Annotated in this window: 15 protein-coding genes; 10 read left to right on the top strand and 5 right to left on the bottom strand. The window is 68.1% G+C overall.

The window, feature by feature from the left end; translation table 11 throughout:
• Window positions 1–85 precede the first annotated feature (85 nt).
• Both F4X11_15080 and F4X11_15075 read left to right on the top strand, forming a co-directional pair.
• The gene (locus F4X11_15080; protein MYN66332.1) at window positions 86–676 is read left to right on the top strand and encodes a hypothetical protein; all 591 of its coding nucleotides are present in this window, start codon (window positions 86–88) and stop codon (window positions 674–676) included.
• Window positions 673–1,854 (top strand): ParA family protein, encoded by a 1,182-nt coding sequence (locus F4X11_15075; GenBank protein MYN66331.1) that lies wholly within the window; start codon window positions 673–675, stop codon window positions 1,852–1,854. The genes F4X11_15080 and F4X11_15075 overlap by 4 nt, the downstream gene beginning before the upstream one ends.
• A 174-nt stretch (window positions 1,855–2,028) precedes the next feature.
• Here F4X11_15075 and F4X11_15070 read toward each other — a convergent pair whose 3' ends face one another.
• Window positions 2,029–2,622 (bottom strand): hypothetical protein, encoded by a 594-nt coding sequence (locus F4X11_15070; GenBank protein ID MYN66330.1) that lies wholly within the window; start codon window positions 2,620–2,622, stop codon window positions 2,029–2,031.
• A 278-nt stretch (window positions 2,623–2,900) separates the two neighbouring features.
• On the opposite strand from F4X11_15070, the gene F4X11_15065 reads away from it, so the two are divergent.
• Genes F4X11_15065 through F4X11_15055 form a run of 3 tightly spaced genes read left to right on the top strand, consistent with a single transcriptional unit; the run spans window position 2,901 to window position 6,521 of the window.
• Complete coding sequence (locus F4X11_15065; protein ID MYN66329.1) at window positions 2,901–4,259, top strand: aminotransferase class I/II-fold pyridoxal phosphate-dependent enzyme; 1,359 nt, start codon at window positions 2,901–2,903, stop codon at window positions 4,257–4,259.
• A gap of 4 nt (window positions 4,260–4,263) precedes the next feature.
• A complete protein-coding gene (locus F4X11_15060) occupies window positions 4,264–5,895 on the top strand; it encodes a carboxylesterase family protein (protein MYN66328.1) in 1,632 nt (543 codons plus the stop codon).
• On the top strand, window positions 5,895–6,521 hold the full coding sequence (locus F4X11_15055; protein ID MYN66327.1) for a carboxymuconolactone decarboxylase family protein: 627 nt from the start codon (window positions 5,895–5,897) through the stop codon (window positions 6,519–6,521). Before F4X11_15060 ends, F4X11_15055 begins: the two co-directional genes overlap by 1 nt.
• 82 nt (window positions 6,522–6,603) lie before the next feature.
• Here the strand turns inward: F4X11_15055 and F4X11_15050 are convergent, their stop codons facing one another.
• Window positions 6,604–7,641, bottom strand: a complete 1,038-nt coding sequence (locus F4X11_15050) for a prolyl oligopeptidase family serine peptidase (GenBank protein MYN66326.1) — start codon at window positions 7,639–7,641, stop codon at window positions 6,604–6,606.
• Between F4X11_15050 and F4X11_15045 the strand changes: the two genes are divergently transcribed.
• The 3 genes from F4X11_15045 to F4X11_15035 are packed head-to-tail and all read left to right on the top strand — an operon-like array spanning window position 7,569 to window position 11,005.
• Window positions 7,569–9,299, top strand: coding sequence for a flavin monoamine oxidase family protein (locus tag F4X11_15045; GenBank protein ID MYN66325.1), 1,731 nt, complete (start codon window positions 7,569–7,571; stop codon window positions 9,297–9,299). The two genes, F4X11_15050 and F4X11_15045, sit on opposite strands and share 73 nt — an antisense overlap.
• Window positions 9,300–9,339: 40 nt before the next feature.
• Window positions 9,340–10,041, top strand: a complete 702-nt coding sequence (locus F4X11_15040; GenBank protein ID MYN66324.1) for a c-type cytochrome — start codon at window positions 9,340–9,342, stop codon at window positions 10,039–10,041.
• Window positions 10,042–10,087: 46 nt separating this feature from the next.
• Window positions 10,088–11,005, top strand: a complete 918-nt coding sequence (locus F4X11_15035) for a hypothetical protein (protein MYN66323.1) — start codon at window positions 10,088–10,090, stop codon at window positions 11,003–11,005.
• Window positions 11,006–11,125: 120 nt separating this feature from the next.
• On the opposite strand, the gene F4X11_15030 is transcribed toward F4X11_15035, so the two are convergent.
• Window positions 11,126–12,511 carry a hypothetical protein gene (locus F4X11_15030; protein MYN66322.1) on the bottom strand — a complete coding sequence of 462 codons (1,386 nt, stop codon included), beginning with the start codon at window positions 12,509–12,511 and terminating at the stop codon, window positions 11,126–11,128.
• Window positions 12,512–13,198: 687 nt separating this feature from the next.
• Between F4X11_15030 and F4X11_15025 the strand changes: the two genes are divergently transcribed.
• Window positions 13,199–14,008, top strand: coding sequence for a site-specific DNA-methyltransferase (locus tag F4X11_15025; GenBank protein MYN66321.1), 810 nt, complete (start codon window positions 13,199–13,201; stop codon window positions 14,006–14,008).
• On the top strand, window positions 14,005–14,796 hold the full coding sequence (locus F4X11_15020) for a hypothetical protein (protein MYN66320.1): 792 nt from the start codon (window positions 14,005–14,007) through the stop codon (window positions 14,794–14,796). The genes F4X11_15025 and F4X11_15020 overlap by 4 nt, the downstream gene beginning before the upstream one ends.
• A gap of 72 nt (window positions 14,797–14,868) precedes the next feature.
• On the opposite strand, the gene F4X11_15015 is transcribed toward F4X11_15020, so the two are convergent.
• Both F4X11_15015 and F4X11_15010 read right to left on the bottom strand, forming a co-directional pair.
• A complete protein-coding gene (locus tag F4X11_15015; GenBank protein MYN66319.1) occupies window positions 14,869–16,638 on the bottom strand; it encodes a PQQ-binding-like beta-propeller repeat protein in 1,770 nt (589 codons plus the stop codon).
• Between the two features lie 66 nt (window positions 16,639–16,704).
• A partial coding sequence (locus tag F4X11_15010) for a beta-lactamase family protein (protein MYN66318.1) occupies window positions 16,705–17,645 on the bottom strand: 941 nt, incomplete at its 5' end.

Raw genomic sequence — 17,645 nt, 5'->3', positions numbered from 1 at the left:
GTCAGGACGCTCGACGCGAGGACCAGCTATGTGGTTCCGCGACGTTTGCGGTCGTGGGACGCCGTTTCGCATACGGCCCGCGCGCATGCGCTTCGTACACATTGTGGTGGCGACCATCGGCTGTCGGAAGATAGAAACTGCCATGGGCTGGATTGAGAAATTACTTGCGTGCCGTTCCGCGGCCGAATGGTACGAGGAGAAGTGCAATAACCACACGATGCGAGTGTACTACGACATAGACAAGGCGTTTCCCATCTATATCCGCGGGTGGCAGGGCAAAGTTCGTCTGGATTTGGACGCCAACATAGCGGCTGAGTACTCTACACTCATTCAGCGCGTGGCCGAAGACCTGGATCGGGAGAGTGCCAGAATCAATCTGGCCTTTCGTGCAGCGTATTTGTTGTTCCAAGGAAGTCCGTGCAAGAACGAGGACGACTTCAGACACACCCTGCAGGTCGTGGTCGGCAGCCACGAGGATTCCCTCGCCCTCAGGGGTGCGATCGTCAATCTCGTGAGATTGGCTCGAACCGGTCTGGAGCCGGAGGCGTTTTTCGAGTCTTCCGAGATGAGGGAGGTCGAACGCCTCAGTGGGGACCCTCTTCCGGAACTGGCGTCGTATCGGATTGCGAGGGCGCGAGCCGAAATGGGCAAGAGCATTCGTGAGACGAAGAAATGACCACCTACTGCATCGCCAGCGCAAAAGGCGGGTCCGGCAAGACAATCCTGTGTGCAAGTATCGGCGCATTTCTTGCCGACATAGGCAAGAAGACTCTTCTGGTAGACCTCGATCACGCGACGCACGGGATGAGTCTCCTCTATTTGAACCAGGTGAACCGCCATAGGAGTTCGGCTGGCGGCAAGGCACGTGGCATGTTCGATGGCGATTCGTTTTCCTACGACCGTGATGTCGTGCACTTGCCGACTAAGACCGATCTCGTGCCGGCGACCTTTGCATTCAAAGCGGACTATGCGGGTTCGGATGCGGCCATTTTCCTGTCCGTGTTGGAGCAGGTCATCGGGGCGGCAAGGACCAAGGAGTACGACTATGTGTTCCTTGATGCTCAGGCCGGCGGAGACGTATACTCACGTATAGCAATGAAGACAGATATAGCTGATGAAGTAGTTATTGTGTCGGAGTATGATCCGCTTTCCTCGGCAGGTGTAGACCGACTGCGGGTGAATCTCGGCCAGGACTTGGGTTATGCAAGGACATGGCTTCTCATGAATAAAATGTTGCCTGACTATATAGGTCGTTACAGAGACTTTCTCAAAGTTACAAGGTACCTGAGCCCCATACCGTGGAATGCGGACGTAGTTCGGGCCTATACGCATCGGTCGTTGCCGCTGGACCTGGAACGCGGAAATGAGTTCACTCTGGATTTGATGCAGACCCTGAAGCAGCTCCTGGACGACGAAGTCGTAGCGGAAATGGAAGCGTGGACCGAAGGAAGGGAGGCGCGGATCCGTGAGCCCTACGAGAGGAAATACGCGACGACGTTGGAAGAGATTGCCAAGCATGCGGACGAGAGGAGGCGTAGGGCCGGCTGGAATTCCTCGATCAACTTCATGATGTTCACTGGTGGGGCTCTGGGCGTGGTTCTTGGCGCCGCGTATGCTGGCCGGGATACGCTCGGATTGTCCGAAGTGACGAACTACTCGATTCTGATTCTCCTCGTGGCCGTGGTGGCGAGTTTTTTTGTGTTGCCGATGTTGCGAAGGCACGTCGGGATGGATGAGATGGACGAAGCGCGTATCGTCAAGACCATTCACCAACTAGAGGAGGACTTGGAGCGTATTGACGTTCGTCGGAAAGCGCCTGTGGAGACACTGATAAGGTCCGCGGACGATGACTGACCGGTGGCAGAGGGAAGGGGAGGGCAGGTCGGAAGCACGGGCGCGATGTCTTGGCTCGCGGGGTTGCCGGTCGCCGGTCGCCGCTGATGGACACCATCCCGTGGCAACCATGGGCGGAGGGTGTCAGCAGTGACGGTTACGGTCGTTCCCGGCGCCCTCGCCCACCACGTTTCGTCACCTCAGAACCCACTGCAGGCCAGCGATCACGGTCGCCGCATTCAGGCCCAGGTTCTCGCCCGCGGTCCCGGCGTTCGAGATGTGGTGGTTGCGGAGTTCCACGAGAAGCCCCGGCCCTCGGGGCGGGACGACCCGGACGCCCACGCCGTACACGACCTGGAAGTTGAAGACGCGCTCGATCTCCGGTACATCCAGCGACGTCCACAGCAATCCGGCGATGCCGACCGCGTACGGCGTCCAGGACCGGTCACGCCAGACGTGATATCGACCGCCGAGCCCGGCCAGCCCGCCGCTGACGGCGAGGGCCGGCCGCGCGTAGACCAGCAGGGTGCCCTCGCCGTACAACTCGAGATGGTCGGTCACGAAGCGCCCGAGTTGCGGGTGGAACGCCGCGAAACGGACGTCGCTCTCGGTCTTGCCGTAGCCGGGGACGCCGTGCTTCCAGGCTTGACCCCAGCCGCCGGCCAGACCCCGCGTCCAATAGCCCTCCGCCAGCCGGGGTTGCTGTCCAGGTTCCTGTCCGGCCACGACGGGCGTGCAGGCCAGCACGAGAAGAGCGACGACGATCGGGGCACGCAGTAGGCTTCTCATCGGGTCGCCGGCGCCGAGGCCAGTCCGCCTTCAATGTCTACGCCGCCCCGGCGCGGTCGACGCGGAAGCGCGCCGTCGAGAACGACCTCCCATCGAATGGCCGCTGGCTCACCGTCAAAAAGGGCGCCCGCGCGCGGACCGAAAAGTTGACTCCCCAGCCGGTGGATCTATGCTCTCATGAGCGAGCACGGAAACCGCCACGGCAGGACGGCGGCCGTGGCGGCGACGCGTGGCGTCGGCGGTGGTCGACGTCGAGGAAATACGAGAGGAGTCCACAGATGTCCAAGCTCAGTCGACTCGGCCGGCGGGCGTTCCTGCGCAGCACCGGGATGACCGCGGTCGCGGGCGCCGTCGGCGCCACGGTCCCGGTTTCTCAGGCGGCGGCGGCGGCCGGCGGCGCGGTTCAACAGCAGGGCGGCCGCTACGACTTCGACACGATCTACAGCCGCATCGGGACGGATTCGTCGAAGTGGGACGCCCAGATCGCCCGCTACGGGCGCGAGAAGATCGAGGTCGGGATGGGCACCGCCGACCAGGACTTCCGGATTGCGCCGGCCATCACCCGGGCCCTGCGCGACCGCGTCGCGCACGAGAACTACGGCTACCTGTCGATTCCCGCCTCCTACAAGGAGTCGATCGTCGACTGGAACCGCCGGCGCTACGGGCTGGAGATCGATCCCGACACCATCCAGCACGCGCCCGGCGTCCACGCCGGCGTCATCAGCACCCTGCGCGCCTTCTGCCCCCCGGGCAGCAAGGTGCTCATGCAGACGCCGGGCTACAACGGGTTCTACACCGACATCCGCGTGGTCGGGTGCGTGGCGGAGGAGAGCCCGCTGAAGCTCGTGAACGGGCGCTACCAGATGGACTTCGAGGACCTGGAGCGCCGGATCGACCACGACACGCACGCGTTCATCCTGTGCAACCCGCACAACCCGACCGGCAACGTGTGGTCGCGGTCGGACCTGATGACCCTCGGCGAGATCTGCAACCGCCGGCGCGTCGTCGTGCTCGCCGACGAGATCCACTGCGACTTCGTCACGAAGGGCCACACCTACACGCCCTTCGCCACCCTCGACGACGAGGCCATCGTCCGCAACAGCGTCACCTTCAAGTCGGTGAGCAAGTCGTTCAACCTGTCGATGATGAAGTGCGCCTACCAGTTCTCGACCAACCCCGACTACCTGGACCGGATCGAGGGGGTCGGACAGCACCGGCAGGCGATGAACACGCTCGGCATCGTCGCGGCCGAGGCCGCCTACAACGAGTGCGAGGACTGGCTCGACCAGCTTCTCGAGTACATCGACGGCACGCAGGACCTCGTCGAGTCGACCGTCAACGCGAACGTGCCGGGGGTGAAAACGGTCAAGCCGGAGGGCACCTTCCTGGCGTGGCTCGACGTCGCCGAGGCGATGGACAGGACCCGGATGAAGCAGGCGGCCGAGGCGGCGGCGCGGCCGACCACGCCGGAGCAGGCGTTCCAGCGCTGGCTGGTGGAGCACGCGCACATCCACCTGAACCCGGGGTCCAGCTACGGCCTCGGCAGCGACGGCCGCATGCGGATGAACATCGGCACGTCGCGCCAACTGGTGGAACGGGCGCTCGGCAACATGGCGCAGGCGCTGGCCGCCGTCTGAGGGGATGGTCATGATGCGGAGCGTGCTGCGCGGCGTCCTCGCGACCGGTCTGGCGGTCTCCTTCGTCTTCCTGGCGGGCGCCGGCGGCTCGCCGGTGCGGGGCCAGTCCACGGATGCGGTCGTCAGCGTCGAAGGCGGGCAACTCGCCGGGGCGCCGTCGCCGCTCGGCGACGACGTCATGGTCTATCGGGGCGTGCCGTTCGCGGCGCCGCCGGTGGGCGACCTGCGGTGGCGTCCCCCGCAGCCGGCGCCGGCGTGGGAGGGCGTGCGCGACGCCACCGCGGCGGGAGCGGCGTGCATGCAGCGGGCGATTCCGGCGGAGGTGGGCCGCTTCTACAATCCGGGCGTGGACCGGATGCGCGAGGACTGCCTCTATCTGAACGTCTGGAGCGCGGCGGGGCCGGAAGACCGGGCGCCGGTGCTGGTCTGGATCCACGGCGGCGGGCTGAGCATCGGCAACGGCGCCGACATCACCTACGACGGCACGCGGCTGGCGCAGCGGGGCGTGGTGCTGGTGACCATCAACTACCGGCTCGGGGCGTTCGGCTACCTCGCCCATCCGCTGCTGAGCGCCGAGTCGGAGCACGCCGCGTCCGGCAACTACGGGACGCTCGATCAGGTCGCCGCGCTCGGCTGGATCCAGCGGAACATCGCGGCGTTCGGGGGCGATCCGTCCCGCGTCACCATCTTCGGCGAGTCGGCCGGCTCGTGGAGCGTGAACCACTTGATGGCGACGCCGCTGGCGCGCGGCCTCTTCCATGCCGCGATCGGCGAGAGCGGAGGTGCGTTCGGGCCGCGGGGAGGGGCCGACCCGAAGGCGGAAATCGAGTCGGCCGGCGAGCGCTTCGTCGAGGCATTGCTCGGCGAGGGCGTGCGGCCCTCGGTCGAGGCGATGCGGGCCGCGAGCGCGGACGACGTGCAGGCGGTGGCGGCGGATCTGGTCCTGTCGACGGCCAACGTCGACGGCTGGGTGTTCCCCGACACGGTCTACAACATCTTCGCGGCGGGAGCGCAGCACGACGTGCCGGTCATCGTCGGCTCGAATGCCGACGAGATGTCGATCCTGGGCGGTGCGGCGGGCGCCGAGACGCTGGCCACGTACCACGAGTCGATCCGCGACGAGTACGGCGAGCACGCCGGCGCGTTCCTGGAGACCTTCCCGGCCGGGACCGACGAGGAGGCGCGGCAGGCCCGGGCGGCGAGCGGCACCGACGCCACGTTCGGCTGGGAGATGCGGACCTGGGCGCGCCTGATGGAGACGGTCTCGTCGCCGGCGTACCTCTACTTCTTCAGCCGCGTTCCGCCCGCGCCGGACGCCGACCGCTACGGCGCCTACCACACGGCCGAGATCGCCTACGTGTTCGACAACTTCGGGGTCAGCCCCCACCCGTACGCCAACCGGGACTACACCGACACGGACCGGAAGCTCTCCGATATCCTGGCCTCCTACTGGGTCAATCTGGCCGCTACCGGGAACCCGAACGCCGACGGGCTGCCGCAATGGCCGGCCTATGACCCGGAGGCCGACGCGGCGTTGCACATTGGCGACACGATCACCGTGGAGCAGGGCATCCGCAAGGATCGCCTCGACTTCTTCGACCGGTACTACGCGGCGCAACGCGGAGGGAAGGACTGATGCGGAACATTGGCACGACGACCGGCGCGATTCTCGTCTGCGGAGTTTTCGTGTTCGGCGCGGGCATGGCTGGCGCGCAGGAGCCGGGCGCGAGCCGCGTGTCGCCGTTCGAGCACCTCGACGCCCCCCGGATCGGGCTGCCCGACGGGGCGGGGGAGGCTCCCATGCGGGAGCTCTGCCCCGACGTCACCGACATGTGCCAGCGGTACTGGGCCTATACGGGCTATTTCGTCCGCAACGCCACGATTCCCACGCGCCATCGCGAGCTGCTCATCCTGCGCACGGCCTGGCTGTCGCGCGGCGACTACATCTGGGGCCGGCACGACGTCATCGGGAAGGAAGCCGGACTGACGGCCGAGGAGATCGCCCGGGTGACGGCCGGTCCGGACGCGCCGGGCTGGGACGACTTCGAACGCGCGCTGCTCGCGGCGGCGGACGAGCTTCACGCCAGCCGGTTCATCTCCGACGCGACGTGGAACGTGCTCGCGGAGGGCTACACGGACGACGAGCTTCGTCAGGTCGTGCTGGTCGTCGGCAACTATACGCAGTTGGCGATGTTCCAGAACGCGTTGGGCGCCCAGCTTCCCGCGGGCTTCCCCGGGCTGCCGGACGACAACGACCGCTGAGGCGCGGCCGGCCGCAGTCTCCACGCGCGATGGATGCTGCGGCCGGCGCTCGCCGAGGCAGTCGGCTCGCGAATCATCCCGGTCAGCGCGTGCGGGAATGCTGGCGGAAGAAGGAGACGATCCGCCGGGTGGTCTCGCGCGGGTAGATGTGGGCGCCGGGATGGATCCAGGTCATGACCGGCGCGGCCGTGTCGGCGCCGTACACCGTGCAGCCGGCTCCGCAGGACGCCGTCTCGTCGACGCCGTTCACCTCGACGGCGGCGGCGATCGCGGCTTCCTGGTCTTCGAAGCGGACCACCCGATCGCGTTCCCCGGCCACATGGAAGACCGGGGCGGCCTGGGTGGGCCGCACCGAGGGACGGAGGCGGGCCGCCACCGGGGCGTAGGCGGCGAACACGCCGGGACGTTCCGCCCACAGGAGGTAGGTGAACATCCCGCCGTTCGAGTAGCCGGTCGCGTAGATGCGATCGTCGTCGATGCGGTACGTCTCGCGCAGCGACCGGAGGGCCGCGTCGACGAGCTCGAGGTCGCGGTCGCCGTTCGCGCCGGGCTCCACCTGCCAGCCGAGGAGGCCGCGGCGCCGCTCGAGTCCCTGAAAGTAGACGACGATAGCGTCGGGCCACGCGACGTGCACGTTCGTGTACTGGAAGTTGTGCATGTGGTCGCCGAACCCGTGGAAGGACAGGACCAGGGGCGCGCCTTCCGCCGCCGGTGACGCCGGCGCGTGGACGATGGCTTCGCGGGTCACGCCGTCGACCTGCCATCGCATGACCTCCGCCGCCGCGTCCGCGACGCCGGGAATCAGGAGCAGGCCGGCCAGAACCAGGTGCGTCGGACGCATTCTCATCCCTACCTCCACGTTCGTTGACGACGGAGTCCGCAGCGAGCAGGACTGGACGTGTTCGCTGCAAGTGGCCTCCGGCCGGACGCGCTTCATGGCGTGCAGCCTCCTGTGCCGGCGGGCTGTTGGGTAGGATAGCAGCGACGGCAGCTCGGCCGGGCCGGCTGGAGACGGTGGCCGAGCCGTCGAAGCAGCCGGCCGGTGGCATGGCGGCGATGGCAGCTCGGCTGGGCCGGCTGGAACGGTGGCCGAGCCGTCGAAGCAGTTGGTCGGCAGCATGGCCGCAACGTAAGCTCGGCTGGGCCGGCGTCGCCACCGGCGGCGTCCGGGCTATAGTGAACGGTTGGTCGGAAGAGACACCGATGGACAGGCGCATCTCTCGTCGCCAGTTGCTGAACGCGGTCGGCGCGGCCGGCGGGTCGGCCGCCGTGCACGCCGCGGCCACCGCCCTGGGGTTGCTGCCGACGGTCGCCCGGGCCGGTCAGCTCGACCTCCGCCCGGCCGGCGGCCGGGCGCCGCATGTCGTCGTCATCGGCGCCGGCATCGCGGGGTTGACCGCGGCGTACGAGCTTCGCAGGGCGGGCCATCGCTGCACCGTCCTGGAGGCCTCCCACCGGCCGGGGGGGCGCTGCCTCACGCTGCGGCGCGGCGACGTCGTCGACGAGCTGGGCGCCCGGCAGGTCTGCGACTTCGACGATCAGCCGCACCTGTACTTCAACGCCGGCCCGGCGCGGATTCCCGGCACGCATACGAGCCTGCTGCACTACTGCCGCGAGCTCGACGTCCCGCTCGAAATCTTCGTCAACGAGAACCGCAACGCCTGGGTCCACGACGCCGCCGCGTTCGGCGGCCGGCCGATCCGCAATCGCGAGTTCATGACGGACGCCCGCGGCTTCCTCGCGGAGTTGCTGGCGAAGTCGGTCGCCCCGGGCGCCCTCGACGCCCGTCTCGACGCTGACGATCGGGAGCGGCTGCGGGAGTTCCTGCGCGCGTACGGCGATCTCGACGCGTCGCTCGCCTACAGCGGCTCGGACCGCGCCGGCTACGCGAGCGGCGGCATGACCTCGCCCGGCGTGAAGAAGCCGGTGCGCGATTTCTCCGCGCTGCTCGACGCGAACTTCTGGCGCGAGTACATGCACTGGGGCGAGCTGGCGGATCAGGCGGCGCCCATGCTGCAGCCGGTCGGCGGCATGGACCGCATCGTCGACGGCTTCATGCGCCGCGTGGGCGACGCGGTCGAGCTGCGGGCGGCGGTGCGCGAGATCCGGCTGGGCGAGACCGGGGTGGAGGTGGCGTATGCCGGCGCCCGGGGCGAGGTGCGGGTGGTGCGGGCCGACTACTGCCTCAACAGCATGCCGGCGCACCTGGTCGTGGGGCTGCGCCACAACCTGCCCCCGCGTTACGTGCGCGCGCTGTCCGCCCCGGGGCGGGGCAGTCTCGTCAAGCTGGCGTTCCAGGCGCAGCGCCGGTTCTGGGAGGACGAGCAGATCTACGGCGGCATTTCCTGGACCAACCAGGACATCACGCAGATCTGGTATCCGCCGCACGGCATCCACGCCGGCACGGGCGTCATTCTCGGCGCCTACGCCTTCGACGACGAGCCCGGCACACGGCTCACGCGGCTGTCGCCGGCCGAGCGCATCGAGGCGGCGCTGGCCCAGGGCGAGAAGATCCATCCCGACTACCGGCGTCACGTCGGCCGCGGCGTCAGCGTGGCCTGGTATCGGATGAACCACGTGCTCGGCTGCTCGACCCGCTGGACCGACGAGGCGATGCGGGACCATTTCGCGACGCTGCAGAACCCTGCCGGCCGGCACTACATGGTCGGCGATCAGATCAGCCACCACCCGGGCTGGCAGGAAGGCGCCATCCAGTCGGCCTACCACGCCCTGCGGGACATCGACCGGCGGGAGCAGGAGGCCGGCGCCGCCGGTTGAGGAGGAGGGCGGGAGCCCGGAAGGCAATGGGGCGTTTTCGATGATGCAGCGGAGCTTCCGCCGCGTTCTCCCGATGTCGGGGCCGGCCGCCGTGGCGGCGCTGGCCGTCGCGGCGGTTCTCGCTGCCTCGGCGCGGCCGGCGGCAGCCCAGGCGCCCGACAGCGGCCCGTCCGCGCCCAGAGCGCTGTACGGGGCCGCCTGCGCGTCCTGCCACGGCACGGATGGACGGGGCAACCCGCGCATCGACGCGCCGGTGCTCGCGGGGCTGAGCGCCGCGTATCTGGAACGGCAGCTCGACGGCTTCCGCCGCGGCTACCGGGGCCGCCACCCCGAGGATGTCGAGGGCCTGGAGATGCGCCCGATGGTGGAGGGTTTCGCCGCCGCGGACCTCGCGGCCGTGGGGGCATGGCTGGCGTCGCAGCCGCCGCCGGCGGCCGGCGACGCGGCGGTGACCGGCGCAGCGGGGCCGGAGCGCGACCCGGCGCGCGGGATGGCGCTCTACGCGGCCTGCGCGGTCTGTCACGGGCGGTCCGGCGAAGGCAACGACGCTCTCGGGGCCCCGCGGCTCGCCGGGCAGGCGAGCTGGTACACCGTGCGCCAGCTTCACAAGTTCATCGACGGCATCCGGGGCTCGCATCCCGACGACAGGTCCGGCGCCTCCATGCGCGCGAGCGTGGCGGGCCTGGCGCCGCGCGACGCGGCCGACATCGTGGCCTGGATCGAGACGTTCCCGGTGAACTGACGGTGCGCCGGCGGCCCGGCCGGCGGGGCAGGCAAGGGGAGACCAGATGCAACGATTGGCGACCGGCGGCGGCCCGATACTGTGCGCGCTGGTCGCGCTGGCGCTGGCCGCGCCCGCGGCGGCGGAGGCGCAGGCCCTCGGGCGCTTGTACATCGAGGCGCTGGACGGCGACGGGCGGGCCGTGCCGGGCCTGACCCCGTCCGACTTCCTCGTGCTGGAGGACGACACGCGGGTGAACATCGTCTCGGTCGAGCCGGTCGGGCCGATGAAGGTGGCGCTGCTCATCGACAACGGCGACCGGATGTCGCAACTGGCTGCGCTCTACCCGCTGCGGGACGCGACCGAGATGTTTCTCGACACGCTCGGGCCGGAGCACGAGGTCGCCCTGTTCACCATCGCCCGCAACCTGCAGCGCCGCGTCGACTTCACCATGGACCGCGAGGCGTTGAAGGCGTCGGCCCATGAGATCTTCCTGGATTCGGGCGCGGGCACCCCGCTGCTCGACGGCATCCGGGAGACCTGGGAGCGGCACTACGACGGTGACGAGACCCTCCCGGTGCTGGTGCTCATCCTGACCGACGGCCCCGAGAACAGCAGGAACTACAGCGACGCGGCCTACGCGGCGTTCGTCGAGTCGCTCATCGCCGACGGCGTCATGGTGAACGTCCTGCAACTGTCGGGCGGCAGCCGGGGCGACAGCGTCAGCGGCAGCGTCATGCGCGGTTACGCCCGCAACATCGCCGGCAACACGGGCGGCGCGTACGAGACGTTCTCCGCCGTGACCGGCATGGCGGAGTGGATGCGCCGGTACGCGGAACGTCTCAACGCCCACCACGCAGAAGTGTCGAAGCGTTACCGCGTGCTGTACGAGCCGCCGGATCCGCGCGGCGCGCAGATCTCGGCCGGCGCCCGCCCGGGCGTCAACATCCGCCTCTTCGTCGACCTCCGCGCGGCGGAGCAGTAGGCGCGCCGGGAGCAGACCGGCAACGAGCAGTCTCCCTTGCGCTCCGCTATCGCCTCCCGCGCTCGAGGGCCAGCGCTGCCGCTGTCCGGCACCGTGACCCCGAGAATGGGTCTCGACTCCCTATTCGCCCGCAAACCGGCTTGGCTCGGAACGGCCCAGAAGGAGCACGGCGTCGAACGACATCACGAGATTCCAGTACTCCCACCCAGCCGGATAGGACTGCAATGCGTTCAGTCGCGCCTGCCTCAGCGGTGCGCGCAGCCCTCGAAGGTCGAACAATGTCCAGTCTGCCACGGCGGCGGAGCGAAACGGCCGCAGCGCTCTCTGTTGCTCCCAGGTGCAAGGTCTGGGAAAGTCCCCGGGAGAAGTATCCTGGCAGTTGACAATCGCAAGGTTCAGCATCCTTGTGCGCTCGGCGATAGCCAATTCCGCGACGAAATTCGCGAGTGTAGAGGAGCCGAAGTCATGCATCAATCCGCGGGCGGCATGGTAAGCGCCGAGCCGGAACATCACGCGCGGCTTCGGTTCGCCCTCTTCCTTCGCAGCGTCGTATTGGCGCAGGAAGAGCTCCTTCTTGAGGTTGCGGCTCGTGTGTTCCCGGGGGTCGGCAATCCGCCAGCGCAGCGCATCGAGTATGTAGCGCAGCTCGGTCTCCGGCTCGGCTCGCGCCTGTTGGATGACTTGCTCGATGGCGCCTCGGAAGGCGCGGGTGTTGTAATCGCCGCTTCTCTCTGCGGCCCCTACCTGCTCCAACAGGGATTGTGCCGCCTGTAGCGTCGCAAGCCGCGGCGACAGCTCCAACAGCCTCTTCAGCAATGGAGCGGCTCGATACTCGGCATCCAGCCCCCAGATCAAAGGAGCTGCCGACCTGCGGTGTGGGCCGCTGACGCTGCCAAGCCTCCTGTAGAAGGCAATGTCCTCCTCCGAGATCGGCGGCACGCTATTGTTCGGCAGACGAGGCAAGGTCGCCCCCCGGAAATCAGCAAGGGCCTGTTGATCGGCAAATCTTGCGAACTTGTCCAGCCTGTCGCCGAGCCAGGGGCCAGCTTCGATCGCTACGTGCTTGTAGCCGAGAGGGACGAGCTCCCGCCAAAGAGCGCCCACCAGAATCGGGACCTCCCGGACATCATGCTCTTCGCCGATGAAAACAAACTGGGCCTCGGCCGCCTCGGTGCGAAACCATTCCGTCGCAGGCCCTTCGAGCCCCCCGTCAGCATTCAGGGCGACCTCGAGGGCGCTCCGTTCCAAGTAGGCGGCGACAGTCTCGTGAATTCCCCGGCCCTGCGCCTCGTCCATCTGCTCCCGCATGGCGCCGCGCTGCGTGCCGGCCGTGTCTCTCGCTGCCGTCAGTGCATTCGAAACGGAACGAATCTCGCGTTCAAGACCCTTGCGCGTCGAGTCGATGCGCTCGACAATCCACACCGCTCCACCAAGCAGCGCAGTCATGAGTGCGAGCGTGACGGTTGCTACCGCCATCCACTGCCCGACCGAGACTTCGACTTTCATGCCACGCCCCCTCGAGGATCGCGAAGGTCCGCGGAGCGGAACCACCCCGTCGGACGGCGCGCGCGGTCAGCCGCGCCAGCCCCTCGCTCGATGACCTTGCGCCAGCACACCGCGGAAGGACTCGTCGCCTGTACGCAGCACGACTTCGAGCGGGGCTGGGGCGGCGCAGTGCACAGGGTCCATTATGGCCGAGATTTCCTGCTGAGCGTGTCGACGTGGGGGGAGCAGTCGCCGCGCCTGGGTGTCGGACTGACGACTGCCGAGATCGCGACCAGGGTCTCGACGGACGAGCCCCGCGTGCGCGTTCGCCGGCCACTGCGCGCCGCGCCCGGGCGTGCTCCGGACCGGGGTGGCGGACGGCATGCCGTATAGTGAGGGGTAGCAACATCCTGCACCGGAGACAGACGTCGTGGAGGGACTATTCGCAGGCCCGCGGCTAGCCGCGGAAGACGACGCCGAACGCGAACCGTCGGACCTGCCCGGGCTCCCCGGGTGGCGCCGGCCCGTCGGCGGTGCGCCTCACCCGCAGGACCTGCGCGAGATCGTCGGGTGACCGAGGCACCGAGTGCCGTGACTACGCTGTTTCCAATCGGGTTCACTGAGCCGGCTACCCGGAGCGATGCGCGGGGCGACCACGCGCCACAGTACCTCCGCCTCGATGCTGAAACGGACGGTCAAGTCCCTGTCTTGCCGGCCGCCACACTGATTCGCGGGAAAGCCTCGGACGCGCTCGGCTTGCTGCCCACAGAAAGCGTGCGGACAGTCGTCACGTCGCCACCGTATTGGTCGCTACGTGACTACGATATCGGAGACCCGTTCGGACGGAACGACACGCTAGACGACTACGTGACGAGCATCGTCGCCGACTTCCGCAAGCTCCGGCGCGTGCTCAGGGGCGACGGAACGGTATGGCTGAACATCGGCGACGCCTACACCTCCGGGAATCGCCGTTACCGGGCGCCCGACAGGAAGAACCGGGCGCGGGCTATGTCCGTCCGGCCCCAGACGCCGCACGGACTCAAACCCAAGGATCTGATCGGGCTCCCATGGCGCGTGGCCTTCGCGCTGCAGGACGACGGCTGGTGGCTGCGGTCCGAGGTGATCTGGCACAAGCCGAATGCGCACCCTGAGTCAGTCGGCGACCGGCCGACGAAGGCGCACGAAACGGTCTTTCTGCTGTCGAAGGCTCAGGATTACTACTACGACGTCACCGCAGTCCGTGGGGCCAACGAGCGGCGGCTGAGGACGGTATGGGACATTCCGACCCGCCCGCGCCGGCGCGGGCAGATCCCGGACGATGATCACCCCGCACCCATGCCAATCAGCCTAGCCCGGCGGTGCGTCACGCTCACGAGCGAACCTGAGGATGCCGTGCTGGATCCGTACGCCGGCTCGGGCACGACCCTGATCGCGGCGGCACAACTCCAACGGCGGTGGGTCGGTATCGAGCTCAAGGCGGAGTTCGTGCACCTGATCGAACGTCGCATGAGCCGATGAACGATCGCGACAGACTCAAGGCGCGAATCGACACGCTGTCGCCGATGGCTGTGCGGTTCGTTGCGCGGCTGGTTGACTCGCTGGTAGACGCGCCCGCGCCGAACACAATCACGCCGACCTGGCTGACTCGGCATCCAGAGTGGGTCGAGTACTTCGGACTCGCGGTTTCGGCTCACCACGGCACGACGACGGAACCTCTCGGACTGACAAGCTTCGAGACCGTGTTTCGCAACGCGTGCGAAGCCCTGGAATGGTCGATTGACGCGCCCGGATCGGCGACACGAAGATTCGTGGACGTGACGCTCACGCCGGCCGACGGCACGACGCGGCGCCTGTCGCTGAAGTCGACAGCTGCCAAGAACCTCCGGGAGCGTACCGCGCACGTCTCGAAGCTGACAGAAGCCGCATGGATTCAGGATGTGAGGAGCGCCAGAGCACGCCGACTACGCACGCTAGAGCTGTTCCGCGACTATCGTGCGGCGGTAGATGCGATCGTTCTGCTCAGGGCATTCCGCGAGCCGGGCACGATTCCGAACCGCTATCAGCTCGTCGAGATTTCCAGCGACCTGTTCAAGTCTCTGGACGACGTACCGGAGTCGGCATTCGCGGCCGACGGTCCAGTGATCGACTGTCCGTACGGAGGGCTTTCTTCAGCGGCTCAAGTGTCGATTGATCGGTCGGACGCCAAGATCACCATCCGGCGGATCCAGCTTGCCGCCTGCACCATCCACGCGGAATGGCGTCTGGTCAAGTCCACCACTGTTTCGTCCAGCGCACGGGCTCGCTAGTTGAGTTCTCGGCCACGCATTTCATAATCAAATCCGCCCATGTGGAGTTCCGGATAGGCGGGACCACCTCAGTCAAGGCAGAGCGAACACGAAGAGGTTGTTCCCCGTACCCGGCTGCAGCTCGGTCGTCAGGCGCAGGTTGTCCCGCGTGCTGAGCGACGAGCCGGTGCTGATGGCGATGTACTGGGTGCCGTCCACCGCGTAGGTGATCGGGAAGCCGGTCACCTGCGACCCGAGGTTGACCTCCCAGAGCACTTCTCCCGTCTCGTGGTCGAGGGCGCGGAAGCGGCCGTTGCTGTCGCCGCCGAAGATGAGGCCGCCGGCGGTGGCGACGAGCGACGTGGTGCCGGCGCGCTGCTCGTAGAGCCAAGTGGTCTCGCCGGTGGAGGCGTCGATGGCGCGGACGGTGCCCACCTGGTCGGTGCCGGGCGCGTTCACGATGCGCTGCGAGAGGTTGTAGAGGCTGCCGTCGGCGATCGCCAGCATCCGGGCGCAGGCGTTGCGCAGCGGGAAGTACATCATGTTGGTGATGGGGCTGTAGGCGCCCGATTCCCAGTCCTTTCCGCCGGTGACGAACGACGGGCAGATCAGCATCTCGTTGTTCTCGCGCGTGAAGATCAGCTCCGGGTTCTCGGTGACGGCGCCGGTCGCCCCGTCGATGTGGGTGATGACGTTCTGCGCGGTGGTCGGCGTCGCCCAGAGGAACTCGCCGGTGGCGCGGTCGAGCGTGTAGACCACGCCGGTCTTGCCGGGGATGCCGGTCATCACCTGGTACACCTCGCCGTGCCGCAGCCGCGGGTTGATCCAGGAGACGTGCTCCGGGTCGGGCGTCATCGCGGTGTCGACCAGCAGCCGCTCGTAGGGATGGTCGAGATCCCAATGGTCGTTCAGGTGCTGGTAGAACCACTCGATCTCGCCGGTGTCGGCGTTCAGGGCGAGGGTGGAGTTGTGGTAGAGGTGCGTGTTCTCGACGCCGCCGATCATGAACTTCGGGGCGGGTGAGGTGACCGACGTGCCGATGTAGACCAGGTTCAGCTCGGGGTCGTAGCTCGGGACCATCCACGCGCCGACGTGCTTGCGTTCCTCGAACGGCACGCCGCCCCAGGTCTCGTCGCCGAACTCGCCCGGGCCGGGAATGAGCCGGCGGCGCCACAGCTCGTCGCCGGTCGCGGCGTCGTGGGCGACGATGACGCAGGCGTTCGGGCCGCCGCGCGGCGAGCAGCTCCGCCCGGAGATCACCTTGCCGTCGGCGACGATCGGGCCGGACGTCTGGTTGGCCGGGTTGACGGTGTAGTCGAGCACCATCGTCTCCCACGCGACGTCGCCGGTCCGCGCGTCGATGGCGATCACCCAGTCGTCCGACGTGCTGTCGAAGAGGTAGTTGCCGTGGATGGCGATGTTGCGATTGGTGTCGATCAGGCTGCCGATCATGTAGTCGGCCAGGTCGTCGGGCCGCTCGCGGCGGTGCTCCCAGACGAGGTCGCCGCTCACCGCGTCGATGGCCTGGATGATGTCGCGCGGATTCGGCATGTAGAGGACGCCGTCGTAGACGAGCGGCGTGCCTTGCTGCAGGCCGGGCCCGAGCGGGCGCGTCCAGACCAGCCGGAGGCCGGCCACGTTGCCGCGGTCGATCTGGTCGAGGGGGCTGAAGCCCCAGGTGTTCAGGGTGCGGCGCCACATCAGCCAGTCGTCCGGGTCCGGGTCCTGGAGCATGGCGTCGGTGACCGGGATGAACTCGCGGTCGTCCTGCTGCGCCTGCAGCGGCACGCCGAGAAGCGCGGCGGCCGCGACAAGGACGAGCAGGAACGACAGCGGCGTCGTGACGTGGTTCCGGACTTTCATGGGGGCACCTCGGTCAAGCACGCGAGTCGCGTCCGGGAAATCATCGGCGACCTGCGGGTGTGCGAATCAGTCGACGATGGCCTGCAGCACGGCGTTCTGGAAGTCGGCCCGGAGCGGACCGCCCGGGGTCTGCACCATGAGAATGGCGGTCATCTCCTCCCTGGGATCGACCCAGAAGGTGGTGCCGAAGGCGCCGCTCCACCCGAAGCTGCCGGTCGAGCGGTGGTCTTCGCGGGCGACGGCGGCGTCGAGCACGACGTCGACGGTCAGCCCGAAGCCCTTCCCGGCACGGCCGCCGACGCGTCCGGCCTCCGCGTAGAGGTCGCCGACGTGATTCGCCGCCATCAGATCGACGGTCCGCGGCCCCAGCAGCCGCGTGCCGTTCAGCTCGCCCCGGTTGACGAGCATCTGGGCGAACTGCAGGTAGTCCTCGGCCGTCGACCAGAGACCGCCGCCGCCGCCGTGCAATGTCCTGGTGGCCACCCATTCCGGCACGGGGCGGTGCTCGAGTCCGTCGGGGGTGCGGCTGTAGAGCGTCACGACGCGCGGCATGCTCTCATCCGGCACGTTGAAGGCGGTGTCCTTCATCCCCAGCGGCTCGAAGATCCGCAGTCGCAGGAACTCGTCGAACGTCAGTCCCGAGGCGACCTCGACGATGCGCCCCAGGGTGTCGATCCCGGCCAGTCCGCTGTAGGCCCAGCGCGTTCCCGGCTGGAAGTCGAGGGGGGCCGCTCCCAGCGCCGCCGCCCAGTCCGCGACCGTGCCGGTCAGCTTGCGGGGCGCGATGCGTGATGCCGCCTCGCTTCCCGCGCCGCCGCTCACCAGGCCCGACGTGTGGGTGATCAGATCGTGCACGGTGATCTCGCGGTCCGCCGGGACGGTATAGATGCCGTCTTCCCCGCCCGGGGCGTTCGAGCGCGGCATGGCGACCTGCGTGTCCTTGAACTCCGGAATGAAGCGGGACACCGGATCCGACAGGCGGACCTTCCCCTCTTCGACCAGCATCA

Source organism: Acidobacteriota bacterium, from assembly GCA_009861545.1.
Classification (GTDB): Bacteria; Acidobacteriota; Vicinamibacteria; order Vicinamibacterales; family UBA8438; genus WTFV01.
Note: the sequence above shows the minus strand (reverse complement) of the source record. Positions and strands in the feature narration are given on the sequence as shown.